Annotated in this window: 21 protein-coding genes and 1 pseudogene; 12 read left to right on the top strand and 10 right to left on the bottom strand. The window is 72.3% G+C overall.

The annotated features are described in order from the left end of the window. Nucleotides 1–82: 82 nt before the first annotated feature. From AB0C33_RS16775 to AB0C33_RS16755, 5 genes are read left to right on the top strand one after another with little or no spacing between them, the layout of a single operon-like run. On the top strand, nucleotides 83–1,687 hold the full coding sequence (locus AB0C33_RS16775) for an ABC transporter substrate-binding protein (RefSeq protein ID WP_358288368.1): 1,605 nt from the start codon (nucleotides 83–85) through the stop codon (nucleotides 1,685–1,687). Continuing rightward, nucleotides 1,684–2,643, top strand: a complete 960-nt coding sequence (locus AB0C33_RS16770; protein ID WP_357996617.1) for an ABC transporter permease — start codon at nucleotides 1,684–1,686, stop codon at nucleotides 2,641–2,643. The genes AB0C33_RS16775 and AB0C33_RS16770 overlap by 4 nt, the downstream gene beginning before the upstream one ends. Beyond that, nucleotides 2,643–4,586, top strand: a complete 1,944-nt coding sequence (locus tag AB0C33_RS16765; protein WP_358288365.1) for a dipeptide/oligopeptide/nickel ABC transporter permease/ATP-binding protein — start codon at nucleotides 2,643–2,645, stop codon at nucleotides 4,584–4,586. Before AB0C33_RS16770 ends, AB0C33_RS16765 begins: the two co-directional genes overlap by 1 nt. Continuing rightward, complete coding sequence (locus tag AB0C33_RS16760; RefSeq protein WP_358288362.1) at nucleotides 4,579–5,571, top strand: ABC transporter ATP-binding protein; 993 nt, start codon at nucleotides 4,579–4,581, stop codon at nucleotides 5,569–5,571. The genes AB0C33_RS16765 and AB0C33_RS16760 overlap by 8 nt, the downstream gene beginning before the upstream one ends. Continuing rightward, nucleotides 5,568–6,500: a dihydrodipicolinate synthase family protein gene (locus AB0C33_RS16755; RefSeq protein ID WP_358288359.1), complete on the top strand. Its 933-nt coding sequence runs from the start codon at nucleotides 5,568–5,570 to the stop codon at nucleotides 6,498–6,500. The genes AB0C33_RS16760 and AB0C33_RS16755 overlap by 4 nt, the downstream gene beginning before the upstream one ends. A 35-nt stretch (nucleotides 6,501–6,535) precedes the next feature. On the opposite strand, the gene AB0C33_RS16750 is transcribed toward AB0C33_RS16755, so the two are convergent. The 3 genes from AB0C33_RS16750 to AB0C33_RS16740 all read right to left on the bottom strand — a co-directional run bounded on the left by AB0C33_RS16750 (nucleotide 6,536) and on the right by AB0C33_RS16740 (nucleotide 9,982). Further along, nucleotides 6,536–8,200, bottom strand: a complete 1,665-nt coding sequence (locus AB0C33_RS16750) for a catalase (protein WP_358288356.1) — start codon at nucleotides 8,198–8,200, stop codon at nucleotides 6,536–6,538. Nucleotides 8,201–8,285: 85 nt separating this feature from the next. After that, nucleotides 8,286–9,230 (bottom strand): sugar kinase, encoded by a 945-nt coding sequence (locus AB0C33_RS16745; protein WP_358288353.1) that lies wholly within the window; start codon nucleotides 9,228–9,230, stop codon nucleotides 8,286–8,288. Then, entirely contained in the window at nucleotides 9,227–9,982 is a 756-nt protein-coding gene (locus AB0C33_RS16740) for an IclR family transcriptional regulator (protein ID WP_352352086.1), read from the bottom strand. Before AB0C33_RS16740 ends, AB0C33_RS16745 begins: the two co-directional genes overlap by 4 nt. 122 nt (nucleotides 9,983–10,104) lie before the next feature. Between AB0C33_RS16740 and AB0C33_RS16735 the strand changes: the two genes are divergently transcribed. From AB0C33_RS16735 to AB0C33_RS16725, 3 genes are read left to right on the top strand one after another with little or no spacing between them, the layout of a single operon-like run. Further along, nucleotides 10,105–11,355, top strand: a complete 1,251-nt coding sequence (locus AB0C33_RS16735) for an extracellular solute-binding protein (protein ID WP_358288350.1) — start codon at nucleotides 10,105–10,107, stop codon at nucleotides 11,353–11,355. After that, nucleotides 11,352–12,242, top strand: coding sequence for a sugar ABC transporter permease (locus tag AB0C33_RS16730; protein WP_358288347.1), 891 nt, complete (start codon nucleotides 11,352–11,354; stop codon nucleotides 12,240–12,242). Before AB0C33_RS16735 ends, AB0C33_RS16730 begins: the two co-directional genes overlap by 4 nt. Next, nucleotides 12,239–13,060, top strand: a complete 822-nt coding sequence (locus AB0C33_RS16725) for a carbohydrate ABC transporter permease (RefSeq protein ID WP_358288344.1) — start codon at nucleotides 12,239–12,241, stop codon at nucleotides 13,058–13,060. The genes AB0C33_RS16730 and AB0C33_RS16725 overlap by 4 nt, the downstream gene beginning before the upstream one ends. Here AB0C33_RS16725 and AB0C33_RS16720 read toward each other — a convergent pair. Beyond that, nucleotides 13,031–14,137, bottom strand: a complete 1,107-nt coding sequence (locus AB0C33_RS16720) for a winged helix DNA-binding domain-containing protein (protein WP_358288341.1) — start codon at nucleotides 14,135–14,137, stop codon at nucleotides 13,031–13,033. The genes AB0C33_RS16725 and AB0C33_RS16720 overlap by 30 nt on opposite strands. Nucleotides 14,138–14,187: 50 nt before the next feature. Then, nucleotides 14,188–15,239: pseudogene (locus tag AB0C33_RS16715) on the bottom strand (alpha-hydroxy-acid oxidizing protein). A gap of 124 nt (nucleotides 15,240–15,363) precedes the next feature. Between AB0C33_RS16715 and AB0C33_RS16710 the strand changes: the two are divergent. Further along, nucleotides 15,364–17,073, top strand: a complete 1,710-nt coding sequence (locus AB0C33_RS16710; protein ID WP_358288338.1) for a protein kinase — start codon at nucleotides 15,364–15,366, stop codon at nucleotides 17,071–17,073. A 13-nt stretch (nucleotides 17,074–17,086) separates the two neighbouring features. Here the strand turns inward: AB0C33_RS16710 and AB0C33_RS16705 are convergent, their stop codons facing one another. The 3 genes from AB0C33_RS16705 to AB0C33_RS16695 form a co-directional block, all read right to left on the bottom strand. Beyond that, complete coding sequence (locus AB0C33_RS16705) at nucleotides 17,087–20,317, bottom strand: serine/threonine-protein kinase (RefSeq protein WP_358288335.1); 3,231 nt, start codon at nucleotides 20,315–20,317, stop codon at nucleotides 17,087–17,089. A gap of 105 nt (nucleotides 20,318–20,422) precedes the next feature. Then, nucleotides 20,423–20,977 (bottom strand): GNAT family protein, encoded by a 555-nt coding sequence (locus tag AB0C33_RS16700; RefSeq protein ID WP_358288332.1) that lies wholly within the window; start codon nucleotides 20,975–20,977, stop codon nucleotides 20,423–20,425. Between the two features lie 12 nt (nucleotides 20,978–20,989). Next, entirely contained in the window at nucleotides 20,990–21,499 is a 510-nt protein-coding gene (locus AB0C33_RS16695) for a shikimate kinase (protein WP_358288329.1), read from the bottom strand. 38 nt (nucleotides 21,500–21,537) lie between these two features. Here AB0C33_RS16695 and AB0C33_RS16690 point away from each other — a divergent pair, with 38 nt between their 5' ends. Both AB0C33_RS16690 and AB0C33_RS16685 read left to right on the top strand, forming a co-directional pair. Then, nucleotides 21,538–21,819, top strand: a complete 282-nt coding sequence (locus AB0C33_RS16690; RefSeq protein ID WP_352319513.1) for a hypothetical protein — start codon at nucleotides 21,538–21,540, stop codon at nucleotides 21,817–21,819. Between the two features lie 13 nt (nucleotides 21,820–21,832). Continuing rightward, nucleotides 21,833–22,216: a ChaB family protein gene (locus tag AB0C33_RS16685; RefSeq protein WP_358288326.1), complete on the top strand. Its 384-nt coding sequence runs from the start codon at nucleotides 21,833–21,835 to the stop codon at nucleotides 22,214–22,216. A 5-nt stretch (nucleotides 22,217–22,221) separates the two neighbouring features. Here the strand turns inward: AB0C33_RS16685 and AB0C33_RS16680 are convergent, their stop codons facing one another. Then, complete coding sequence (locus AB0C33_RS16680; RefSeq protein ID WP_358288323.1) at nucleotides 22,222–24,048, bottom strand: transketolase; 1,827 nt, start codon at nucleotides 24,046–24,048, stop codon at nucleotides 22,222–22,224. A gap of 208 nt (nucleotides 24,049–24,256) precedes the next feature. Next, nucleotides 24,257–24,637 (bottom strand): helix-turn-helix domain-containing protein, encoded by a 381-nt coding sequence (locus tag AB0C33_RS16675; protein WP_358288320.1) that lies wholly within the window; start codon nucleotides 24,635–24,637, stop codon nucleotides 24,257–24,259. A 129-nt stretch (nucleotides 24,638–24,766) separates the two neighbouring features. On the opposite strand from AB0C33_RS16675, the gene AB0C33_RS16670 reads away from it, so the two are divergent. Next, entirely contained in the window at nucleotides 24,767–25,174 is a 408-nt protein-coding gene (locus tag AB0C33_RS16670; RefSeq protein ID WP_358288317.1) for a RidA family protein, read from the top strand. Nucleotides 25,175–25,186 lie beyond the last annotated feature (12 nt).

Below are 25,186 nucleotides of genomic sequence, written 5' to 3'. Positions count from 1 at the left end.
CTCTGGCGTTTAGCGTCCACGTTACGCACAAGATAGGACATGGGATGTCCTACGTTCTACCTGTTCCCCCCAGGAGGCATCCGTGAGCTCTGAGTTCAGCCGCCGTGACTTCCTGCGCTACAGCGGGGCCACGGGTGCGGCGGCGTTCATCGCGGCCACCCTCTCCGCCTGTTCCGGAGGCCCGGCCTCGACCGGCTCGGTCGGCGCCGGATCGAACAAAGACCTGATCACCGCCGTCATCGGCTACGGCAACGACCAGAGCTGGGACCCGACGCAGACCGCGTCGGCGTTCGCGATGGCCGGGATCAGCCACGTCTACGAAGGGCTGCTCGACACCGACCCGGTCACCCGGGAGCCCTACCCGGCCCTGGCGACGGCGCTGCCCGCCGACGCCGACGCCACGTCGTGGACGTTCGCCCTGCGCGAGGGCGCCAAGTGGCACGACGGGCAGCCGGTCACCGCCGACGACGTGGTCTTCACCTTCGAGCGCATCCTCGGCCCCGACAACGTGCTGACCGGCAACTTCTTCAAGCCCTGGCTCCAGGAGGTGAAGAAGGTGGACGACCGGACCGTGGAACTGGTCCTGAAGTTCCCCTTCCCCGACGCGGCGCCCCGGCTGACCATCGCCAAGATCATGCCGAAGCACGTGTTCAGCCAGCCGGGCGCGTGGGACAAGGCCAAGAGCGGCATGGCGGTCGGCTCCGGGCCGTACAAGCAGGCGGCGCACAACCCCAAATCCAACACCTCCTTCGAGGCGTTCGACGGCTACAACGGCCCCCGCCCGGCCACCGTCAAGAAGATGAACTGGCTGACCATCGTGGACGCCTCCGCCCGGGTGGCCAAGATCTCCGGCGGCTCGGCCGAGGCGCAGATCGCCGACAACATCCCGTACGCCAACGTCGACCAGCTCAAGCAGCAGGGCCTCACGGTCGAGGGCGGCAAGGGCATGAACCACATGTTCCTGATGTTCAACACCGCCGCCAAGCCCTTCGACGACGTACGCGTCCGCCAGGCGCTGCACTACGCCATCGACAAGCAGAAGATGATCGACGTGGCGCTCAAGGGCCACGGCACGGCCTCCAGCTCCTTCCTCAACGAGGGCCACCCCGACCACCGGCGCGCCTCGGTCGTCTACGACTACGACCCCGACAAGGCCAGGGCGCTGCTGAAGGAGGCGGGCGTGACGAACCTGACGGTCAACCTCATGGCCGTCAACGTGAGCTGGATCGCCGACTGCCTGCCCACCATCGCCGCCTCCTGGGAGGCGGTCGGGGTCAAGACCACGCTGGAGCCGCAGGACACGGCCGCGCTGTTCACCAAGATGGACCAGTTCCAGGACTACCAGGTGGTCGCGGCGGCCTCAAACCCCAACCAGTTCGGCATGGACGCCGACCTGATCCTGCACTACAACTACGTGCCCGGCGGCCTGTGGATGAAGTACAGCCACTGGGACGGCAGCAAGGACGCCGAGAAGCTGTTCGCCATGATGGACGCGGCCGCCAAGGAGACGGACAAGGCCAAGAAGAGCGAGCAGATCCACAAATATCTGGACCTGGTCGCCGAGCAGGCCGTGCTCTATCCCGTCGTCCACAACGAGCTGATGACCGCCTGGGACCCGAAGAAGCTCTCCGGCATCCGCGCCCAGCCGTACCCCGGCATCAACCTGCTGCAGGCCAAGAGGACATGACGCTCGTACTCAGGATGCTGCTGCGGCGGCTCCTCATCCTGATCCCGCTGGTCCTGGGCGTGGTCGCGTTCGTGTTCGTCGTGATGCGCTTCTCGGGCGTCAAGCCCGAGTACGCCTACTTCCAGGGCGCGAACCCCACGGCGGAGCAGATCCACCGTTTCCAGGAGGAGAACGGCCTGCTGGACCCGCTGCCGCTGCGGTACGTGCGCTTCGTCGCCGACCTCGCCCAGGGCGACATGGGCACCAGCGTGCTCACCAAGAAGCCGGTCGTCGAGTCGGTGACGACCGCGCTGCCGCTGACCCTGCAGCTCACGTTCCTCGGCCTGGCCGTGGCGATCGTGCTCTCGCTGGTGTTCGGCGTGACCGCGGCGCTGTTCCGCGACCGCTGGCCCGACCAGGCGATCCGGGTGGTGTCGCTGGTCGGCGTGGCGGCTCCGGCGTTCTGGCTGGCGCTGCTGATGATCCAGTGGCTGGCGGTCGGCGAGGGGCTGTTCCCGACCGGCGGCTACATCAACCCCGCCGACTCCCTCACCGGCTGGCTGCAGTCGATGACGCTGCCCGCGCTGTCGTTGTCGCTGCCGATCGCCGCCCAGCTCACCCGCATCATCCGCACGTCGATGGTCGAGGAGCTGGACCGGGACTACGTGCGCACCGCGATCGGCAGCGGCCTGCCGATGATCGTCGTGGTCGGCCGCAACGTGCTGCGCAACGCGCTGATCAACCCGCTGACCGTGCTCGGCCTGCGCATCGGCTACCTGATCGGCGGCACGGTGGTCATCGAGACGATCTACGGCCTGCCCGGCATGGGCCAGCTCATGATCAACGCGGTGCGCGACGGCGACCCGGCCGTGGTGCAGGGCGTCGTGCTCACCATCGCGATCGGCTTCATGGTGGTCAACCTGGTCGTCGACATCCTCTACCTGCTGGTCAACCCCCGCCTGAGGAGTGCCGCCTGATGAGAAGCGGACTCACCGAACGCCTGGTCGTGTTGGCCGGCAGGCCCGGCGTCGCCTTCCGGCGGCTGCCCGCGACGTCGTGGCCGGCGGTCGCCGTCGTCGTCCTTGTCGTGCTGGCCGCCCTGTTCGCGCCGCTGATCGCGCCGCACTCGCCGTACTTCCAGGAGGCCGCCGGCGGCGGCCCGTCGGCCGCGCACTGGATGGGCCTGGACAGCGCCAACCGCGACATCCTGTCCCGGCTTCTGTACGGAGCCCGCTGGTCGCTGATCATCGGCCTCGGCGCCACCGGCCTCGCCCTGGTCGCCGGGGCGGTCGTCGGCGCGGTCGCGGCCACCTCGCGCCGGGTGGTGGACGAGACCGTCATGCGCGTGCTCGACGTGATCATGGCCTTCCCCGGCATCGCGCTGGCCGCCGTGCTGGTCGCGGTGTTCGGCGGCAGCATCCCGGTGCTGGTCATGGCCATGGCCTTCCTCTACATGCCGTCCGTGGCCAGGGTCGTGCGGGCCAACGTGATCGCCCAGTACGGCGAGGACTACGTGGCCGCCGAGCGCGTCATCGGCGCGCGCACGCCGTACATCGTGCTCAGGCACGTCGCGGTCAACTGCGCGGCGCCCGTGCTGGTGTTCTGCACGGTGATGGTGGCCGACGCGATCGTGTTCGAGGCGTCGCTGTCGTTCATCGGCGCCGGCGTACGCCCGCCGAACCCGTCGTGGGGCAGCGTCATCGCCGACGGCAAGAACCTGGTGCTGCTCGGCGGCTGGTGGGCCACGGTCTTCCCCGGCCTGCTGATCCTGCTCACCGTGCTGGCCCTGAACATCCTGTCCGAGGGCATCTCCGACGCCTGGGCCGCCCCTGTCCGCAGGGCCGCCCCCAAGAAGGACGACGCCTACGAGCAGGCCGCCCCCGGCACCGGCCAGGTCGTCGAGCTGCCCGGCCTGGCCGAGGCCGCCCGCCGGCTGGCCGGACGCGCCCGCCCGCTGCCGCAAGGACAGCCGATCCTCAGCGTCGAACGCCTGAGAATCGGCTTCGACCCCGGCGTGGACATCGTGGACGGCGTCGGCTTCGAGGTCTGGCCCGGCGAGGTCGTCGGCCTGGTCGGCGAGTCCGGCTGCGGCAAGTCGCTGACCGCCCTGACCGTCATGGGCCTGCAACCGCGCCAGGCCCGGGTCGGCGGCCACGTGCGCTTCGACCAGAAGGAGCTGCTCGCGCTGCCGCGCCGGGCCCGCCGCCGCCTGCTCGGCCACGAGATGGCGATGATCTACCAGGACGCGCTGTCCTCGCTCAACCCGGCCATGACCATCAGGGCCCAGCTCAGGCAGCTCACCCGCAGGGGCGGCCGGCGTACCCCGGCCGAGCTGCTGGAACTCGTCGGACTCGACGCCCGCCGCACCCTGTCCGCCTACCCGCACGAGCTGTCGGGCGGCCAGCGGCAGCGGGTGCTGATCGCGATGGCGCTCTCCCGCGACCCCAAGCTGATCGTCGCCGACGAGCCGACGACCGCGCTCGACGTGACCGTCCAGGCGCAGGTCATCGAGCTGCTGCTGCGGCTGCGCGAGGAGCTGGGGTTCGCGCTGATCCTGGTCTCGCACGACCTGGCCCTGGTCGCCGACGTCACCGACCGCGTCGTCGTCATGTACGGCGGCCAGATCGTCGAGACCGGCGCCACCGCCGCCCTGGTCGGCGAGCCCGCCCACCACTACGCGCGGGGGCTGCTCGGCTCGGTGTTGTCGCTGGAGTCGGGGGCCGAGCGGCTGACCCAGATCCCCGGCGTGGTGCCCGCGCCCGCCGACTTCCCGGCCGGATGCAGGTTCGCCGACCGGTGCCCGATGGCCACCGGCGTGTGCCGTACGCAGACCCCGGTGCTGGCCGGAGAGGCCAGGCGGCACGCGGTGGCCTGCCACCACCCGGCGGTCGAACTCGCAGGGAGTGAGACACGTGCTTGAGCTGAACGACGTGCACGTCGTGCACAAGGCCCGCTCGGGAGGGCTGTTCGCGCGGGACCGCGTGCACGCCCTGACCGCCGCCTCGCTGACCGTCGCGCCCGGCGAGACCGTCGGGATCGTGGGCGAGTCGGGCTGCGGGAAGTCCACGCTGGCCAAGGTGCTGGTCGGGCTGCAGCGGCCGACCTCGGGCAACGTGCGCCTGAACGGCCGCGACCTGTGGACGCTGAAGCAGGACGAGCGGCGCGCGCTCGTCGGCGGCGGCGTCGGGCTGATCTTCCAGGACCCGTCCACGGCGCTCAACCGGCGGCTGCCGGTCGGGCGGATCCTGCGCGACCCGCTCGACGTGCACCGCCGGGGCACCCCCGGCGAGCGCGAGGCCCGCGTGCGCGAGCTGCTGGACCTGGTCGGCCTGCCCGCCGGCGTCGCCGGCGCGCTGCCCGGCCAGCTCTCCGGCGGTCAGCGGCAGCGGGTGGCCGTGGCCAGGGCGCTCGCGCTCGAACCGCGGCTGGTCGTCGCCGACGAGCCCACCAGCGCCCTGGACGTGTCGGTCCGCGCCCAGATCCTCAACCTGCTGCTCGACCTCAAGGACCGGCTCGGGCTGGCGATGGTGTTCATCTCGCACGACATCCAGACCGTGCGCCGGATGAGCGACCGCGTGGTCACCATGTACCTGGGCAGGATCGTCGAGCAGACGCCCGCGCGGTCGGTGCCGGGGCGGGCCAGGCATCCGTACACGCGGGCGCTGTTCTCGGCCACCCCCGGGCTGATCTCGCCCATCACCCCGATCCCGCTGGTCGGCGCGGTGCCGTCGGCCACCAGGCCGCCGAGCGGCTGCCCGTTCCGCACCCGGTGCTGGCGGGCCGACGATCTGTGCGCGGCCGAGATGCCCGCCGCCACGCGGGCCGGGGACGACCACCTCTTCCACTGCCACCACCCGGTGGCGGCCGGAGCCACCGACCTAGAGCTGATCCAGGAGCACTCATGACAGATCCCGATGTCGCCGGGGCCGCGACGGTGACCGGCGTGATCCCCCCGGTCTGCACCCCGTTCACCCCCGGCCACGAGGTGGACGCCGCCTCCCTGACCCGGCTGGTGGACCACCTGCTGGAGGGCGGGGTGGACGCGCTGTTCGTGCTCGGCTCCTCCTCGGAGGTGGCCTACCTGACCGACGCCCAGCGGCGGGTGGTGCTGGACACGGTCGTCGGGCACGTCGGCGGCCAGGTGCCGGTGCTGGCCGGGGTGATCGACATGACCACGCCGCGGGTGCTCGAACACGCCCGCGTCGCGGCGGCGGCGGGGGCGTCCGGGCTGGTGGCGACCGCGCCGTTCTACACGCGCACCCATCCCGAGGAGATCCGCACCCACTTCCGGACGATCGCCGCCCGCGGCGGCCTGCCGGTCTACGCCTACGACCTGCCGGTCAGCGTGCACACCAAGCTGAGCGCCGACCTGCTGCTCGACCTGGCCGCGGAGGGCGCGCTCGCCGGGGTCAAGGACTCCAGCGGCGACGACGGCGGGCTGCGCCAGGTCATCCTGGGCCGCCGGGCGCCGTTCAGCGTGCTCACCGGGTCGGAGGTGACCGTGGACTCCGCGCTGTGGATGGGCGCCGACGGCGTCGTGCCCGGCCTCGGCAACGTGGACCCCCACGGGTACGCCGAGCTGTACCGGGCCGCCACCCGCGGCGACTGGGCGGCGGCCAGGGCCGAGCAGGAACGCCTGGTCAGGCTGTTCGAGATCGTCCGGGTCGGCGCGGGCCGCATGGGCGGCAGCTCGGCGGGGCTGGGCGCGTTCAAGGCCGCCCTGCACCTGCGGGGCGTCATCGACTGCCCGCTCACCGCGCTGCCGCAGATCCCGCTGAACGACGACGAGACCGGCCGGGTCGGCAAGCTGCTGGCCGCCGCCGGGCTGCTGTAGCCGCCGCTCGGACGCCGCGGGTCAGGGGCCGCCTTTCACAGGCCGTCGGCGTGGGCGGCCCGCTCGTTCGGCACGCAGTGGGTCATCTTCAGGCCCTCCACGTCGCGCGGCCCGTTGCGCCCGAGCTTGACCAGGCGCTCCCGGTCCTCGTCGGTGAGGTCCTGGCTCGCCAGCGGCTCCAGGTGGGCGACGTCGTCCGGGGTGATGCCGAGGCCCTCGCCGACGCGCAGGCCGAGGTCGTCCTCCACGAGCAGGAAGTGCCAGACCATGCGCTCCTGGATGCGCCGGTCGCACTGGCTGAGCGCGTCGACGAAGTTGTGCACCAGGTCGTCGCGCTCCCACTGCTCCATGAGCAGGTAGCGCTGGCCGGCCTGCTTGTAGTCGTTGGTCCGCGGGATGCGCCTGCGCATGAGCCGGCCGCTGATGACCGGGCCCTCCTCGTCGAGGGTCGGGTACTCGGCCTCGCGCAGGCCGCCGCGCAGCGAGGGCTCGTAGTTGATGTGCGGGTCCTCACCGCCGGTGTCGACGAAATACGCCATCTGGCCGTCGCGCTGGTTGGTCCTGATGGGCGCGTTCCTGGCCTGGTTGACCGGGAGTTGCAGGTAGTTCGGGCCCACCCGGTAGCGCTGGGTGTCGCTGTAGGAGAACGTCCGGCCGACCAGCATCTTGTCGTCGGAGAAGTCCAGGCCGTCCACCAGGACGCCGGTGCCGAAGGCGGCCTGCTCGTTCTCGGCGAACTGGTTCTCGACGTTGCGGTTGAGCACCAGGCGGCCGACCGGCCTGGCCGGGAACTCGTTCTCCGGCCACACCTTGGTGTCGTCGAGCGGGTCGAAGTCCAGCTCGGGGTGCTCCTCGTCGGTCATCAGCTGGACCAGCAGCTCCCACTCGGGGTAGTCGCCGCGCTCGATGGCGTCGTGCAGGTCCTTCGTCGCGTGCCCGAGGTCGCCCGCCTGGACGACCGCCGCGTCCGCCGCGGTCATGCTGCGCACGCCCTGCTTGGGCATCCAGTGGTACTTGACCAGGAACGTCTCGCCCTGCTGGTTGACCCACTTGTAGGTGTTCACGCCGAATCCCTGCATGTGCCGGTAGTCGGCGGGGATGCCGCGCGGGCTGAACAGGTTGACCAGCATGTGCATCGACTCGGGCGTCTGGGACATGAAATCGAAGATGCGGTTCGGGTCCTGCCGGAAGGTCACCGGGTCGGGCTTGAGCGAGTGGATGACGTCGGGGAACTTGATGGCGTCCCTGATGAAGAAGACGGCCAGGTTGTTGCCCACCAGGTCCCAGTTGCCGTCCTCGGTGTAGAACTTGATCGCGAAGCCGCGCGGGTCGCGGGCGGTCTCGGCGGAGTCCCGGCCGCCGATCACGGTGGAGAAGCGCAGCGCCACGTCGGTGCGCTTGCCGGCCTCCTGGAACAGCTTGGCCCTGGTGTAGCGGCTGACCGGCTCGTCGCCGATCTTGCCGTACGCCTCGAAGTAGCCGTAGCTCAGCGCGCCCCTGGCGTGCACCACCCGTTCGGGGATGCGTTCGCGGTCGAAGTGACTGATCTTCTCCAGGAACTGGTAGTTCTCCAGCGTGGCCGGTCCGCGCGGGCCGACCGTCCGCTGGTTCTGGTTGTCGTAGACGGGATGCCCTTGTCGGTTGGTGAGCACCTCGCGCTCGTCGTTCGACTGCGGACCCTTGCTGGAGACGTCTGTCATCGCACTGTTCCTCTCCCCGGACGAGATCTTCCCCGGCTGCCCTCAAGAACGGGTCGAAAACGGGCAAAACCTCGTCCTCGGGCGGCTACCTGCTCACGTCGTCGGCGGCCCGGCCGAGCAGGCCCAGGTCGGACCGGCGGGGCAGGCTCTCCCAGTCGCCCTGCGAGGTCACCGCGAACGCGCCCGCCGCGCAGGCGCTGTCCAGCCGCCGTTCCGGAGCGGCCCCGGCCAGCCAGTCCGCCAGCCAGCCGGCCGCGAACGCGTCCCCGGCGCCCACCGGGTCCACCTCGGTCACCCGGTACGGCCGCGCCCGCCGCAGCACCCCGCCGGACAGCTCCAGCGCGCCCGCCGACCCCGACTTGACCAGCACGTACGAGGGCCCGAGCGCGGCCAGCGCCTTGGCCAGCTCCGCCGGGTCCTCGACGTCGGCGACCAGGCGCCCCTCCGGCACGGTCGCGAACAGCACGTCCACGCCGCCGATCGTCTCGCGCAGCCAGGCGCCCGCCTCCTGCGCCGTCCACAGGGCCCGCCGGTAGTTGACGTCCAGCGAGACGAGCACGCCGGCCGCCCGCGCCACGGCGATGGCGTGCGCCACGGTCTCCCGGGCCGACGCCGACAGCGCCGGGGTGATCGCGGAGACGTGCAGCACGCGGGCCGAGGAGATCAGCGCCGGATCCAGGTCGGCCGGTCGCAGCCGGGAGCCGGCGCTGTCCTTGCGGTAGTACCGCACGTCCACGAGGTCGGCCGTGCGCCGGCCCTTGATCATCAGCCCGGTGGGGGCGTCCGGGTCGGTGACCGCGCGCACGTCCACGCCCTCGCCGGCGAGCGTGGCCCGGATCAGGTCGCCGAACTCGTCGTCGCCCACGCGTCCGGCCCACGTCGCCCGGTGGCCGAGCCGGGTCACGCCGATCGCCACGTTCGACTCGGCGCCGCCGAGGCCCAGGTCGAAGTCGCGGGCGAAGCGCAGCGGCCCGGTACGCCGGGCGCCGAACAGCGCCATGGTCTCGCCGAAGGTCACCAGTTCGGTCATGTGGTCGGCCTGCCCAGCTTTCTGGAGATCCGCGACGCCGCCCCGGCCACCAGCGGCCCGAGCTCCCGCACCCGCGCGGCGGTGATCCGCGAGGTGAGCCCGGAGACCGAGACGGCGGCGACGACGGCGTCGTTGTGGTTGAAGATCGGCGCGGCGACGCAGCGCACCTCGGGCTCGTTCTCGCGGTCGTCCACCGCGTAGCCGCGCCGCCGGACGTGGGTCAGTTCGGCGCGCAGCCGGTCGGGGTCGGTGATGGTGTGCTTGGTGATCGGGTCGAGCGCCAGCCCGGCCAGCGCCTCCTCCGGCTGCCAGGCCAGGATCGCCTTGCCCACCGCCGTGGCGTGCACCGGGCCGCGGCTGCCGATGCGCGAGGCCATGCGCACGTTCGTCTCGTTCTCCACCTTGTCGATGTAGACGACGTGCGGGTGGTCGTAGACGACCAGGTGGACGGTCTCGCGCACCTCGCTCATCAGCCGGTGCGACTCCTCGGCGGCGACCGCGCGCAGGTCCAGCGTGGCCAGGTACGCCTGCCCGAGCTGGAGGGTGCCGTGCCCCAGCCGGTACGCCCCGGTCCTGCGGTCGCGTTCGAGCAGCCTGGCCTCCACGAGCGGGACGGTCAGCCGCAGCACCGTGCTCTTGGACAGGCCCACGGCCTCGGCGAGCTGGGTGAGCGACAGGCCGGTGTGGCCGCGTACGTGGTCCAGGACGGCCAGGGCGCGCCGAAGCGAGGCGGACTGGTTGCGGTCAGGCACGCAAGTCACCATATTCGATGAAATTTCGCGAAATGCAGCACGCTGTTGTGCACTGCACAACATCTCCTGACAGGTCTTCTCGACTCCAGGGCGAATTCCTAGTGTCTGCGCAGGAGGTAATAGTGAAGTTTCTTTACTTTGCCGCGGCCGGAACGGCCCTGCTCACGCTGGCCGCCTGCGCCCCCTCGACCGCTCCCGCCTCCGGCGGCGGCGACGAGCGGACGGGGACGCTGCGCGTCTGGCTCTTCGACGAGCCCAACCGGGCCCCCAAGGACAAGGTCGTCAACGAGGCGATCAAGGAGTTCACCGCCGCGCACGCGGACGTCAAGGTCGAGGTCACCTACATCCCCACCACGCCCGCCCGGCACGAGAAGTTCAAGGGCGCCTTCAACGACCCGGCCAGCTCCCCGGACGTCGCCGAGTACGGCAACACCGACCTCGCCGAGTACGCCGCCGCCGGTGGCTTCGCCGACCTCACCGCCGACCTGAAGGGCCTGGACCTGACCCCCGACCTGGTCAAGTCGGCCTCCGTCCAGGGCAAGCAGTACGGCCTGCCCTGGTTCATCGGCATCCGGGCCCTCTACTACCGCACCGACGTCTTCGACGAGCTGGGCCTGAAACCGCCCACGTCCATCGGCGCCCTGACCGAGGCCGCCCGCACGATCCGCAGGAAGAAGCCCGACCTGTACGGCATAGCCGTCGGCGGCGAGTACACCTTCGGCGCCCTGCCCTTCGTCTGGGACGCCGGCGGCGACATCACCTCGCTCGACTCGCCGCAGTCGCGCAAGGGCGTCAAGGCGTACACGGACCTGCTGACCGACGAGGTCTGCCCGCCGCAGGCGTGCGTCTCGCTGACCGGCGGCAAGACGGTCGAGCTGTTCGCCGGCGGCAAGGCCGCGATGGGCATACTCGGCAACTTCAGCCGCTCGGCCGTGGACGCCGGCGCGGCGGCCGGCAAGTACGCCGTCGTCCCGCTGCCCGGCGCGGCCGAGGGCTCGATCGCGCCCGCCTTCGCCGGCGGCAACAACCTGGGCGTGCTGAAGAACGCCGGTCACCGCACCCTGGCCGCGGACTTCGTCAAGCTGCTGGGCGGCAAGGCGTACCAGGCCAAGATGTACGACGCGATGGGCAACCTGCCGACGCTCACCTCGGCCCGCGACGAGCTGGTGGCCAAGGACCCGTTCGTCCGGCCGTTCCTGGACACGGTGGCCAAGGGCACCCGGTTCGTGCCGATCGACCCCGCCTGGGTGAAGATCGACAACGGCAAGGTCATCCCCACGATGCTGCAGAAGGTCGCGACCGGGCAGTCCACCGTCGAGCAGGCCACCGCCGAGGCGGCCGCGGCCGTCAAGACGGCCTTCGGCCGCTCGTGAGCCGAGGTACGACCGTCCGCCGCGGGCGCCCCTGGCTCTACCTGCTGCCCGCGGCGGCCGTGCTGGTCCCCATGTTCGGCTATCCGGTCTACATGCTGGGCCTGCTGTCGGTCTTCGACTACCGGCAGGCGCAGGTCAGCGGCGGGCAGCCGAGCACGTTCGTCGGCTTCGGCAACTACGCCGCGCTGCTCGGCGACCGGCGGTTCTGGGAGGTGCTGGCCCAGACCGTGGGGTTCGCGGCGGCGCTGGTCGTCACGACGCTGGCGGTCGGCGCGGCCCTGGCCGTGCTGCTGACCAGGACCGGGCCGCTGCCGCGGACGGCCCTGTCGCTGGCCGCGCTCGGCGCGTGGGCGGCCCCCGCGATGACCGGCTCCACCGTGTGGATGTTCCTGTTCGACGCCGACCTCGGCCTGGTCAACCAGGTGCTCGGGACCGACGGGTTCAACTGGTTCTACGACCGGTGGGTCACCTTCGGCGTGGTCGGCGCGACGGTCGTGTGGCACTCGTTCCCGCTGGTGATGATCACCCTGTACGCGGGCATCCGGGCCGTCCCCGCCTCGGTGCTGGAGGCGGCCGCCCTCGACGGCGCCTCGGCCTGGCAGGGGTTCTGGCGGATCATCGTGCCGATGTTGCGGCCGCTGGTCACGATCGTGGTCATCCAGTCGGTCATCTGGGACTTCAAGCTCTTCACCCAGATCTACGTGATGACCAACGGCGGCGGCGTGGCCGGGCAGAACACCGTGCTCAACGTCTACGCCTACCAGATCGCCTTCGGCTCCTCCGAGTACGGCCTCGGCTCGGCCGTCGCCGTCGTCATGACGCTGATCCTGCTGGTGATCACCCTGTTCTACATCCGGGCGCTGCGGCGCAGTGGGGAACGCCTGTGAACCGACGACGTCTTCTGCCCGACGCGGTCGCGCTGGCGGTCGCCCTGCTCACCGCGTTCCCGCTCTACTGGATGGTGCTGTCGGCGCTCAAGCCCGCCGGGGAGATCCAGTCGCTGGAGGTCAGGCCCTGGACCTCGCACCCGACGCTGGACAACTTCGTCCGGGTGCTGACCGGGGAGAACTTCGCCCGCTACCTGCTCAACAGCGCGATCGTGGCGCTCGTCGTGGTGGTGCTGTCGGCCGGGGTCGCCTTCCTCGCGGCGGTGGCCGTGACCCGGTTCGCCTTCCGGTTCAGGACGACCGTGCTGATCATGTTCCTGGTCGCGCAGATGGTGCCGGTCGAGGCGCTGACGATCCCGCTGTTCTTCGTGGTCCGGGACCTGGGCCTGCTCAACACGCTGGCCTCGCTGGTGGTGGTGCAGCTCGCCTTCACGCTGCCGTTCGCGATCTGGATGCTGCGCGGGTTCGTCGCCGGGGTGCCGGAGGCGCTGGAGGAGGCGGCGATGATCGACGGGGCCGGACGCGCGACCGTGCTGTGGCGCATCCTGTTCCCGCTGGTCGCGCCCGGCCTGGTGGCGACCAGCGTGTTCTCCTTCATCACCACCTGGAACGACTTCGTCTTCGCGCGCACCTTCATCGTCTCGGCCAAGGACAACCAGACCCTGCCCGCGGCGCTGCTCGTCTTCTTCAAGCCCGACGAGAACGACTGGGGCGGGATCATGGCCGCCTCGACGCTGATGACGATCCCCGTGCTGATCTTCTTCGTGGCGGTGCAGCGGCGGCTCGTGTCAGGGCTTGGAGGGGCGGTCAAGGACTGAGACGTCGTGCTCGTCGTCGGGGGCGAGGAACTCCAGCAGCAGCCGCGCCTCCCGCTCGACCTCGTCCGGCTCGGCGATCGGCGTCCACTGGTGGACGTTCAGCGTGGAGACGCCCTTGGCCCTGGTCACCGTCCAGTCGCCGGCGGTGACGCCGTCCACCAGGATGATCCGGGGGATCACGTTCGTGCCCATGAACGACCCCTGCATGACGGCCGCGCCGCGCTCGCTGATCACCCGCGAGCGGTCGGCGTGCGACAGGAACAGGTTGTCGAAGTCGTACATCAGCCGCACCGGCGCCGGGACGTCCTCCGCCGGCCGGACGGCCTCCGGCAGGTCGTACAGGGTGCGGCCGGCGGCGTCCCTGAAGCGGACCAGGTCCATGGACTCGACGACCTCGCCCAGCCTGGTCAGGCCCGACCAGGTCTGCGCGTCCTGCACCGAGGCCGGGCCGAAGGCGGCCAGGTAGCGCCGGACCAGCTCGGCGGGCGTCATCGGCGGCGCCTGCGCCGGGCCCAGCCACGACTCGGCGGTGGTGTGCGCGACCGGCCCGCTCCTGCCCCACAGCCCGCGCGGCGGCACCTGGACCAGCGGCAGCAGCCAGCGCACGCCCTGGCCGAGCGCGTGCTGGTCGTGCTCCGGCCACCGCTCGGCCAGCGCCCGCCCGAGGTCGGCGAAGGTCATCGCACGCTCCTCCAGCAGCGCCCGGCCGGTCGCGGCCAGCTCGTCCAGGTCGACGCCCGCCAGCCGCTTGCCGAACGTCGTACGGGTCATGCGCTCGGTGACGGCCTGCAGCAGCGGCCGCATGGCCAGGCAGTCGCGGGCGGTGACCAGGTGGATGGTGGAGCGCTGCAACGCGATCCGCACCAGCTCGCGGCCGGCCAGCAGGCCGGAGACGTCCTCGGGCTTGAGCCCCTCGATGCGGTTCCACAGGCCGACGTACCAGGTGTGGGGGGTCTGGGCCTGGAGGCCGCCGAGCCGCTCGACGACCTCCTGTACGCTGCCGCCGCCGCGGCGCAGCAGCAGCTGCCGGTCGAGCGTGGCCCGGTTGAGCGCGCGCTGGGAGATGAGGGGATCCATGGGGACAAAGGTAGGGGCAATCGCGGTCACTTCCGGACCTCGATGTGCACTCAGGCGAGCGCGTCGGGGCCCAGCTCGTCCGTCGTGGAGTAGCCGGACAGGGCGAGCGTGATGTCCAGCTCGCCCAGCAGGCAGCGCAGCACGTGCTCGACGCCCGCCTGCCCGCCCAGCGCCAGCCCGTACAGCACGGGACGGCCGACCAGCACGGCCCGCGCGCCCAGCGCGAGCGCCTTGACCACGTCGGCCCCGGTCCGCACGCCCGAGTCGAACAGCACCGTCAGCCGGTCGCCGACCGCCTCGGCGATGCCGGGCAGCGCGTCGAGCGCGGCCAGGGCGCCGTCGACCTGGCGGCCGCCGTGGTTGGACACCACGATCCCGTCCACGCCGTGCTCGGCGGCCAGGCGCGCGTCCTCGGTGCTCATGATGCCCTTGAGCACGATCGGGCCGTCCCAGTGGTCGCGCAGGAACGGCAGGTCGTCCCAGCTCAGGCCCGGGTTGGGGAACATGCCCGCCCAGTGGGCGACCGGGTTCTCGACCCCGGCGAAGTTCGGGTCGCTCAGGTAGTTGGCGATGCCCGTGCCGGCCAGGAACGGCAGGAAGCCGCGGTCGAGGTCGGCCGGACGCCAGCCGAGCAGCGTCGTGTCCAGCGTGACCACCAGCACCGAGTGGCCGGTCGCCCTGGCCCGGCGCAGGAAGCTCAGGCACACGTCCCGGTCGGTCGGGTAGTAGAGCTGGTACCAGCGCGGCGCGTCCCGGCCGTCGAGTGCACGTACGGGACGCCGACCGCGGCCGCGGCCCGCACGGTGGCGAGCTCGCCCTCCTCGTGCGCCAGCGTCTGCACCCCCATGGGCGCCACCAGCACCGGCGCCGCCATCCGGGTGCCCAGCACCTCGCAGGACAGGTCACGCTGCCGCGCGACGCCGCGCAGCATCCTCGGCACGATCCGGCGCCGCTCGAACGCCTCCAGGTTGGCCCGCGCGGTCGAGCCGCTGCCCGCGCTCGGCACGATGTAGCCCAGCGCCTCGGGCGGGAGCACCCGCGCGGCCGCGCCCTCCAGGGCCGACAGATCGGTGGTCAGCTCCGGCGTGCGGCCTTCGAGCATGCCCGTCAGGTAGATGCCGAGCTGGTGATCGCCTGCGTTCATGGCGCCCATCCAACCAGCCCGCCCGTCCCCGCCGCGACCACCCTGATGACGGCGACCGCGACGCGGCCCTACGCTGCTTCCCATGCACAAACGCGTGATCGACAACCGCTTCGAGCTGACCGAGAGGCTCGGCGGCGGTGGCATGGGCCTGGTGTGGCGCGCCTGGGACACCGCCCTCCACCGCGAGGTCGCGCTGAAGGAGGTCCGGCCGCCCGATCCCGCGTTCGAGGAGCACGACCCCGAGGCCGCCCGCGAGCTGCGGGCCAGGGTGCTGCGCGAGGCCCGCGCGCTGGCCCGGCTGAACCATCCGCACGTCGCCACCATCCACCACATCGTCGATCCGGGCGGCGACGGCTACCCGTGGATCGTCATGGAGCTGGTGACCGGCGGCTCGCTCGCGGACCGCCTCGCGCGCGGGCCCATGACGCCCTGGGAGACCGCCCGGCTGGGCCGCGAGGTGCTGTCCGCGCTGCGCGCCGCGCACGCCGTCGGCATCCAGCACCGCGACGTCAAGCCCGCCAACGTGCTGCTGCGCGAGGACGGCCGCTCGGTGCTCACCGACTTCGGCATCGCCGCCGTGCGCGAGTCGACCAGCCTGACGGCGACCGGGTCGTTCATCGGCTCGCCCGAGTACATGGCGCCCGAGCGCATCAACGGGCACGAGGGCGACCCCGCCTCCGACCTGTGGTCGCTCGGCATGCTGCTGTACGTGGCCGTCGAGGGCCGTCACCCGCTGCGCAGGAGCACCACGCTGGCGACGCTGGCCGCCGTGCTCAACCAGGACGTGCCGCCGCCGGAGCGGGCCGGGCCGCTCGGTCCCGTGCTCGGCGCGCTGCTGCGCCGCGACCCGGCCGGCCGTCCCGACGCCGAGACCCTCGACCGGATGCTCGCCGCCGCCGCCGACCCCGGCTCGCCCCCGCCCGCCTACCCGCCCCCCGCCCCGGTCCCGCTCCAGCCCGGCCCCCCGTCCGCACCCTCGGGACCGCTCCACCAGGGTTACTTCCCGTCGTCGCCGGGCCCGCTGCAGCAAGGCCCGCCGTACGGGGCCACCGTGCCGCCCGGGGCGCGGCAGGGGGCCACCGTGCCGCCCGGGGCGCCGCAGCCCTGGGGGCCGGAGCCGTCGTTCTCGCAGGCCGGCACCGTGGCGTCGCGCCGCGCCCGCCGTTCGCCGGTCGCCGCCGTGACGGCCTCCGTGGGCGCGCTGGCGGTGACCGGCGTGCTGGTCTACACGCTGCTGCCCGGCGTGCGCGGCGCTGAGGAGCCGACCCAGCCGAACACACCGCAGATCACCCCGGTGGAGACCACCGACGTCGAGGAGCCGAAGGCGAGCGAGGAGCCGGAGCCGCAGCCGGAGAACCTGCTCACCGCCGACGGCATCCGCACCGCGATCAAGGCGCTCAAGCCGGTCATGGGCGGCACCAAGGTCGTCCGGATGGTCGTCTACCCGACGTTCATCTCCGCCGAGGCCCCGGTCAAGGGCGACCCGGCCGTCTACGACCGCTACGCCTACCGCGACGGCAAGGCCACCCGCGAGGGCACCGGCTCCACCGTCCGCACCCCGGCCGTCGACCTGGCCAAGTACAACTGGGACGCCCTGCCCGGCCTGCTCAAGAAGGCCCAGAGCGTCCTCGGGGTGCGCAAGCCCACCGCGCGTTACCTCATCGTCGATCCGAACTTCGTCTTCACCAGCACCAAGCAGGTGCTGCTCGTCTACCTCAGCGACGCCTACCGCACCGGCTACCTGGTGGCCGACCCCCAGGGCAGGGTGCTCAAGACCTACCCCGCCTCCTGACCGGCCGCCCGGCTCAGCAGCCGCCCTGGTAGCCGCTCTCCGGGATCAGCCGGCTCCACTCGTCCTGGCTGAGCGGCCCGCCGGCGCGGGCGCACACCTCCTGCGCCGTCAGCGCCGGGTCCACCGGGCTCTCGCGGACGCTGCCGTCCGCCGCCACGCCACGCAGCCTGCGGCCGTCCTGGCTGAAGGCCAGGCCCTCGGCCCACGACCCGACCTGGCCGACCTCGCGCAGCGTGCCGGCGTCCCACAGGGAGGTGCGTTCCGCGTCGATCGCGAGCAGGTCGCCGCCGGGGGAGAAGCGCAGGTCGCGTACGGGGGCCGGGCCGGTCTCGACCGAGCCGGCCCGCTCGCGCCCGCGTACGTCCCACAGCTCGACGCGTCCGCCGCCGAGCCCGAGTGCCAGCGTGCGGCCGTCGGGGGAGAAGGCGAGCGCGGTGGGCCGGGCGGCGGCCGGGGCGAGCGGGGTGACCTCGCCGGTACGCAGGTCGAGCAGGTTCGTGCCGGAGGCGAGCGTCGAGCCGTCGGGGCTGAAGGCCATCGCCAGGTCGCCCGCGCCCTCGTAGGCCCTGATCCGGCGGCCGGCGCGCACGTCCCAGGTCTCCAGCAGCCGGCCGCGCGCGGTGGCCAGCGTGTCGCCGCCGGGGGACAGGGCCACGGCGGGCACGTCGCCGCCCGCGTCGATGACGGCGACCCTCCTGCCTCCCGACGCCTCCCAGACGGTGACCGGGTCGCCCGCCACGGCCAGCAGCCTGCCCGCCGCGTCGAAGGCCACGTCGCCGGTGGCGGCGATCTCGGCCAGCGGCTTGCGCGCCACCACGTCGGTGAGCCGGATGGCGTTCCCGACGTCCTTGGCCGCCACCCGGCCGTCGCTCGACAGCGCGGCGGTGCGGACGCCGGAGGAGGGCGCCGGCAGCCCGGAGACGTCGAGCGAGACGACCGAGCCCAGGCCGCTCAGGTAGCGCAGGGTCCGGCCGTCGGCGGAGAAGGCCAGGTCGCCGTGCTGGTCGCCGCGGAAGCGGTAGGCGCCGGCCAGCCGCCGCTCGGCGACGCTCCACAGGCGCACCTCGTCCCGGCCGGGGAGGGCGAGCAGGCTGCCGTCGGGGCTGAACACGGGCGTGCCGGCGGAGCCTTCCGCGGGCATCGCCGCGTCGCCCGCCTCCGCCGCGAACGCGGTGGCGGCGGTGCCGGTCGCGGCCTCCCGCGGCGGCTCGGCGCCGGGCGTGAGGAGGGTCACGCCGTCGCGGCCCGCGACGGCCAGGGTGCGGCCGTCGGGGCTGAACGACAGGGGCGGCGCCGACCGGTCCGGCCCGGTCTGCGGCCGGACGGTGAACTCCCGCTCCTTGACCCGGCCGGGCAGCGACCAGAGCTCGACCCGTCCGTCCAGGTCGGAGACCGCGGCCCGGCTCCCGTCGCGGGACACCGCCACCCGGCGGTCGAGCACGTCGAGCAGCACCTCGGCGCCCCGGTAGACCCTGGTGCGGTTGCCGCTGGTGATCGTGTACGTCCCGGTCGCGGGGGCCCGGCCGGTGGCCACCTCGACGGGCAGCCCGCCGGGGCCTTCGGCGTACCGGCCGTCGTCGCTCAGCGCGGCGCTGCCCTCGGGGAGCGCGTGCGCGGCGAGCTGCCGGCCGCTGCGCACGTCCCAGACGGTCAGCGTGCGGTCGCGCCACCTGACCAGCTCGTCGCCGCGCAGCAGGTAGCCGGCCCGCTCGTCGGCCGCGGGGTCGGTGAACACGCCCAGCTCCGGCTGCGCCAGGGAGGCCTGCAACGCCACCCGCGCCTCGAACACCGGCGACAGCCGCCAGGCCGCCACGCTCAGCCGCATCGCCGTACGCGGGTCGGAGGAGCGCAGCGCCTCGGCGCGGGCGGCCACGGCCCGCGCGTTGGCCTCCAGGAGGTGTCCGCGCAGCTCCCGCTCGCCGTTGAGCGAGGCGGCGGACATCGACACCGCGACGGCCAGGGCGGCGGCCAGGGTCGCCATCGAGGGCCGCAGCAGCCGCCTGCGCTGCTTGGACATGGCCACGCTCGCGCCGATGAAGTCGCGTTCGAGCTGGTTGAGCCGCAGGTGGCGGCGCTTGGCCGCGGCCCAGCCGAGCGCCGTGTCGAGCCGGTCGCCCCGGTAGAGGTACGTGTGCCCGCGCCGGTGGCGTGACCACCGGCCGGCCGCCAGGCGCAGCTCCCGGTGGACGGGCAGCCCGTCCTGCTCGTCGGCCACCCAGCCGCGCAGGCGAGGCCAGGCCCGGTAGAGCGCGGCGCTGGCCGGCGCCACCCGGTCGTCGCGCACCGCCACGAGCTTGCCGACCGCGGTCTCGGTCGGCGGCACCCGCACGCTCCGGCGTACGAGCAGCCCGGCGTCCATCAGCGGGGCCAGCACGCCGCCCTCGTCGTGCGGGTCGTCGCCGTCCATCAGGCGCAGCAGCAGGCCCGGCACCGCCTCCTGCTGGCGCGGCGTGAGCCCGGCGTAGACGCGCTCGGCCAGCTCGCCGAGCGACCGGTGCCCGGCCACGCCCGCCGGCGGGCGCAACACGGCGGGGTCGGCCTCGACCAGCAGCTCGTCCGCCGCCGGGCGGGCGGCGGGGTCTTTGGCCAGCGCCCGCCCGACCAGCTCGCGCAGCCCGTCGGGCAGGGCGCTCAGGTCGGGATCGACGGTCAGCAGCCGGTGCAGCACTGCGCCGAGACTCCGCCCGGAGAACGGATCGCCGCCCGTGGCCGCGTAGAGCACCACGGCCCCCCAGGAGAAGACGTCCGTCGCCGTCTCGTGGCCGCTGCCGGTCAGGATCTCCGGGGCCAGGTACGTGCACGTCGCCCCCAGCGAGCCGCCGACCGCCACCCCCATGTCGATCACCTTGGGGCCGCCCGCCGCCAGCAGCACGCTCTCCGGCCGCAGGTCGCGGTGCGTCAGCCCGGCCGCGTGCAGCGCGCGGAGCGCCCCGGCCAGCGCGGCCGCCAGCGCCGCCAGCTCCTCGCCCCGGTACGGCCCGTGCCGCTCGACCGCCTGCCGCAGGTCGGGCCCGTCGACGAACTCGCTCACCACGTAGGGGACGCCGTGATCGACCCCGGACGCGACCACCTCCGCCAGATGCGGGCAGCTCACCCGCGCGACCGGCTCGACCTCGACCCGGGGCACCTTCACCGCGTAGCGGCGGCCCTCGTCGTCGTAGGCGTCGTAGACCACCCCGCGCGCGCCCGCGCCGAGCCGGGCGGCCAGCCAGAAGCCGCCCAGCCTCTCGGGATCACCAGGCACCAAGCGCATCGTCACTGATGCTTAGATGCGCCGGACCGGCCGTTGGTTGTCGGTGAACGACCACAGGTCCCCCGCGCGCCTCGGGGGACCCATGCGTCATGATCATTATGCCAGGCTTCTGGATCTTGACTGCCACTCCGGCCGCAGCATCGACATCGTCACGGAGTCGTGCCACTCGCCCTCCCACAGCAGGGTGTCGCGCTGCACGCCCTCCTCCACGAACCCGATCTTCTTGTAGACGTGCCGCGCCCGGTCGTTGAAGGTGAAGACGCCGAGGCCGACGCGGTGCAGCGGCGTGGTGGCGAAGGCGTGGCCGAGGACCAGCTCGATCGCCTCGGTGCCGTAGCCCTTGCCGAAGACCCGGGCGCCGATCAGCGCGATCCGCAGGTTGCACGACAGGTTGTGCCGGTCGAGCTCGTTGAGCACGACCTCGCCGACGTACTCGCCGCCGGCCATGACGGCCAGGTCGAGCCGGTCGGCGTGCTCGCCTCTCGTGCTGTACCACTGGCGGGCCACCTCATGGTCGACCTCGCCGTGCGAGCCCGTCAGCCGTTGCACCTCCGGATCGCTGATCAACGTGATCAGGCCCTCGACGTGCTCGGGGCCGACCGGGAGCAACGTGACGCGCTCACCCGTCAAAGTGGGTTTCTCGGCGAACATCCCCTCTGGGTATCAGTCCTGCTCATCGGCGGGCAAACCCATTTTCCGCAGGGCCGCGTCGCGCACCTCCTCGGGGGTCAGCACGCCGACGTCGCACGTCAGGTCCGCCACCTGCTGGAAGTAGCCCTCCCGCCGGGCCCGCATCTCCGCCGGCTGGAACTCGGGACGGTGCGCGCCCGAGCTCATGCGCCGGGCCAGGACGGCGTCGGCGGCGTCCACCCAGACCACGAACGCCTCGCGCAGCGCCTCACGCACCCGGGGGTCCTCCACGGTGCTGGCCGCCGCCGCGATCACCTTCGGCTCGCCCGCCAGCGCCGCCAGCACGTGCTCGGCCTCGTACCGGTGCAGCGCCTCGGCCCCTTCGCGGACGGCGATCTGCGCGGCCGTGCCGCCGTGCTCCCTCTCCAGGAACGGGTCGCTGTCGGTGAACGGCATCCCCAGCGCGGTGGCGAGGAGGCGGCCCGCGGTCGTCTTACCCGATCCCATCAGCCCGATCACCACGACTGGTTTGTTTTTCGACATGTGGATAGAGGTTCCTTCGTGTCAAGGAGGTAAATCTGATGACCATCGCCGGAAGCATCATCCTCATCATGCTCGGTGCGATCCTCACCTGGGCCGTCGAGTTCGACCTCGCCGGTCTCGACATCAACGTCGTCGGCGTCATCCTCATGCTCGGTGGCCTGGCGGGGCTGCTGTTCGGCATCTACCGGATCAGCGTCACCCGCAGGGCGGTCGGCCCGATCGACGAGCCGGTGCACCGGCACGAGATCTACGAGGAGCCCGAGACCCGCAGGACCACGGTGTACGAGGAGCGCCGCCACTACGACGAGCCGCCGCTGTAGGAGGTGAATCGACATGCCAGCCGTTGACGAGCTGCCGTCGACCATCAAGCGTTCGCCGAAGAAGGCACAGAACACGTGGATCAAAGCGCACGACTCCGCCGTGAAGGAGTACGGAGAGGGGCGGCGCGCGCACATGACCGCGTTCGCCGCACTCAAGCACTCCTTCGAGAAGGTCGGGGACCACTGGGAGCCCAAGGGGCAGAAGGGACCGTCCGACCAGGGCGCGACCGACCGCTCCGGCAGGACCCAGGAGGGCGTGGACGCCAACGCCAGCAAGGAGCACTTGCAGGGCGTGGCGTCCAGGCTCGGGGTGCGCGGCCGATCCAGGATGACCAAGAAGGAGCTGGTGGACGCCATCAAGAAGGCCAACAGGAAGGCCACGGCGAAAGCCCGCTAGTTCCTTCACAACAACCGCTTGACCGCCTCGGCAATCGCGTGGCGGTCTATGCGGGCGTCCGCGAGCTGTTCCTCAGGCGTCGCCGACCCGGGCAACCCGGTCACGGCGAGCTTCACCACCCGCGGGCCGAGCTCGCTGACGGCGTCCAGCACGGCGTCGCCGAGACCGCCCTCCAGCCGGTGATCCTCGACCGTGATCAGGTTGCCCGTCGTCGTGGCGGCCTCCACCAGCACCGCCGCGTCCACCGGCTTGATCGAGTACAGGTCGATCACGCCGACCGGGATGCCGGCCGCCGTCAGCTCGTCGGCCGCCGCCAGCGCCTCGTGGACCGTGATCCCGGCCGCCACGATCGTGGCCCGGTCGTCGGGCGAGCGCCGCAGCACCCGCGAGCCGCCCACCGGGAAACGTTCGCCGGGCGGGTAGATGACCGGCGTCTCGCCGCGGGTGGTGCGCAGGTAGGACACCCCTGACACGTCCGCCATCTCGACGGTCAGCGCCGCCGCCTGGTTGGCGTCGCACGGGTACAGCACCGTGCTGCCGTACACCGCCCGCATCATGGCCAGGTCCTCCAGGCCCATCTGCGAGGGGCCGTCCTCGCCGATCGAGACGCCGGCGTGCGAGCCGACCAGCCGGATCGACGCCTGGCTCACGCCGGCCATCCTGATGAAGTCGTGCGCCCTGGTCAGGAACGCCGCGAAGGTGGCCGCGTACGGGGTCCAGCCGCGCACCGACAGGCCGACGGCCGCCGCCACGAGCTGCTGCTCGGCGATGTACATCTCGAAGAAGCGCTCGGGGAACGCCTGGCCGAACTCCTCGGTCTTGGTCGAGTCGGCCACCTCGCCGTCCAGCGCCACCACGTCGCCGCGGGCCGCGCCGAGCGCCGTCAGCGCCGCGCCGAACGCCGCCCTGGTCGCCGCCTTCGCGCCGACCTCGTACTCCGGCAACGTCGCCGGGCGCGGGTCGAAGTGGAACGGCTCGGCCTCGCCCTCCGGCCGGTGCACGTCCACCTGGACGCTGCGCGGCCCGCCCAGCTCGTCGATGGCCTTGTCGGGGTCCTTGAGCGCCTTGCCGTGCGCGCCCTCCCGGTTCTCGACCTCGACGACGCCCTCGCCCTTGCGCGTCTTGGCCAGGATCACGGTGGGACGCCGGCGGGTGTTGCAGGCGTCCCCCAGCGCGAAGTCGATCTGGCCGGGGTCGTGGCCGTCGATCTCGATCGTGTGCCAGCCGAAGGCGCCGAACCGGCGCGCGTACGCCCCCGTGTCCCATCCGTGCCGGGTCGGGCCGCGCTGCCCCAGCCGGTTCACGTCCACGATCACGACCAGGTTGGCCAGCCCCTCGGCCCCGGCGTGCTCGGCCGCCTCCCAGATGGACCCCTCGGCCAGCTCACTGTCACCGCACAGCACCCACACCCGGTACGGCAGCCGTTCCAGCCGTCCCGCCATGGCCACGCCCACGCCCACCGGCAGCCCCTGACCGAGCGAGCCGGTCGCGACGTCCACCCAGGGCAGCCGGGGGGTGGGGTGCCCCTCCAGCCGGCTGCCCCGGCGCCGGAACGACAGCAGCTCCTCGTCGTCGATGACCTTCGCCGCCTTGTAGAGCGAGTAGAGAAGGGGGGAGGCGTGGCCCTTGGAGAAGATCAGGTGGTCGTTGCCGGGGTTGTCGGGGCGGTCGAAGTCGTACCTGAGGTGGCAGGAGAACAGCACGGCCATCAGGTCCGCGGCCGACATCGACGAGGTGGGGTGTCCGGAACCGGCCGCCGCGGCGGCGCGCACGGAGTCGACGCGCAGCTGCGCGGCCAGTTCGGTCAAGTACTGGAGATCGCGTTCAGGCATCAAGACCCTCCTCGTGAGTTTCACGCCGCCTACCCCCTGCGCGGCGCTTAACTCGGGCCTGACGTCAGCTGACCCCATTTGTCGGCAGTTGAAACCTCCCTCGCCTGGGTGGTCCGCGCGTGCGTGGTTTCCGTGTGGACGGTCCCCTATGGGCGGTTCCCCTGGGCGGTCCCCGTCTGGGCGGTCCCTGGGCGGTTCGCGGGCGGCGTCAGGCGTCGAAGCGGCGGCGGGCGGCCTCGATGTCGCCGAGGTGGCGCTGCGTCCACGCGCACATCGCGTCGACCGTCGCGCGCAGGGCCCGCCCCGGCTCGGTGAGCGTGTACTCCACCCGCGGCGGCACGGTCGGATACACCGTCCGCTCGACCAGCCCGTTGCGCTCCAGCATGCGCAGGTTCTGGGTGAGCATCTTGTGGCTGATGCCCTCGACCTGGTCGCGCAGCTCGCCGAACCGCAGGGTGCCCTCGCCGATGGCCTCGATGATCAGGAACGCCCACTTGTTGGCGACGTCCGTGAAGATCTCCCGCGCCAGGGAGTCGGCCCGCCTCAGGTCCGCCGCGCCGTCCGAGCCCTTGAACTGCTTGGTCACCATGAGGTTCCCCAGTCACTGAAAAGTGCGTTCTTCCACGTCAGCGAACACTCTCCTACAGTTCCTCAGTAACCACAAGAGAGTCTTGGGGGCCGTACGCGCGTTCCGGCCCCCTGTCAGGAGGCGCACGCCATGCCCGTCACCCTGCTGAACCCCGAGGGCCTGCCCGAGATCGACGTCTACCACCAGACGGCGGTCGCGTCGGGAACGAGGCTGATCTTCGTCGCCGGCCAGGTCTCCTGGGACGCCGAGGGCACGACCGTCGGCGCGGGCGACCTCGCCGCGCAGGTCGAACAGTGCTACCTCAACGTCGCCACCGCCGTCGCCGGGGCCGGCGGGTCGTTCGACGACGTGGCGAAGCTGACCGTCCACGTCGTGGACTGGACCCCCGACAAGATGCCCGCGCTCCTGGACGGGATCTCCCGGGCGAAGGCGAAACTGGGCACGACGGCGACCCCACCGGCGACCCTGCTGGGCGTCGCGGCCCTGTCCGTCCCGGACCACCTGGTCGAGGTCGAAGCCACCGCGATCCTCCCGTAAGGGACGTGCGAC

This window comes from Nonomuraea sp. NPDC048881, assembly GCF_040649795.1.
Classification (GTDB): domain Bacteria; phylum Actinomycetota; class Actinomycetes; order Streptosporangiales; family Streptosporangiaceae; genus Nonomuraea.
Note: the sequence above shows the minus strand (reverse complement) of the source record. Positions and strands in the feature narration are given on the sequence as shown.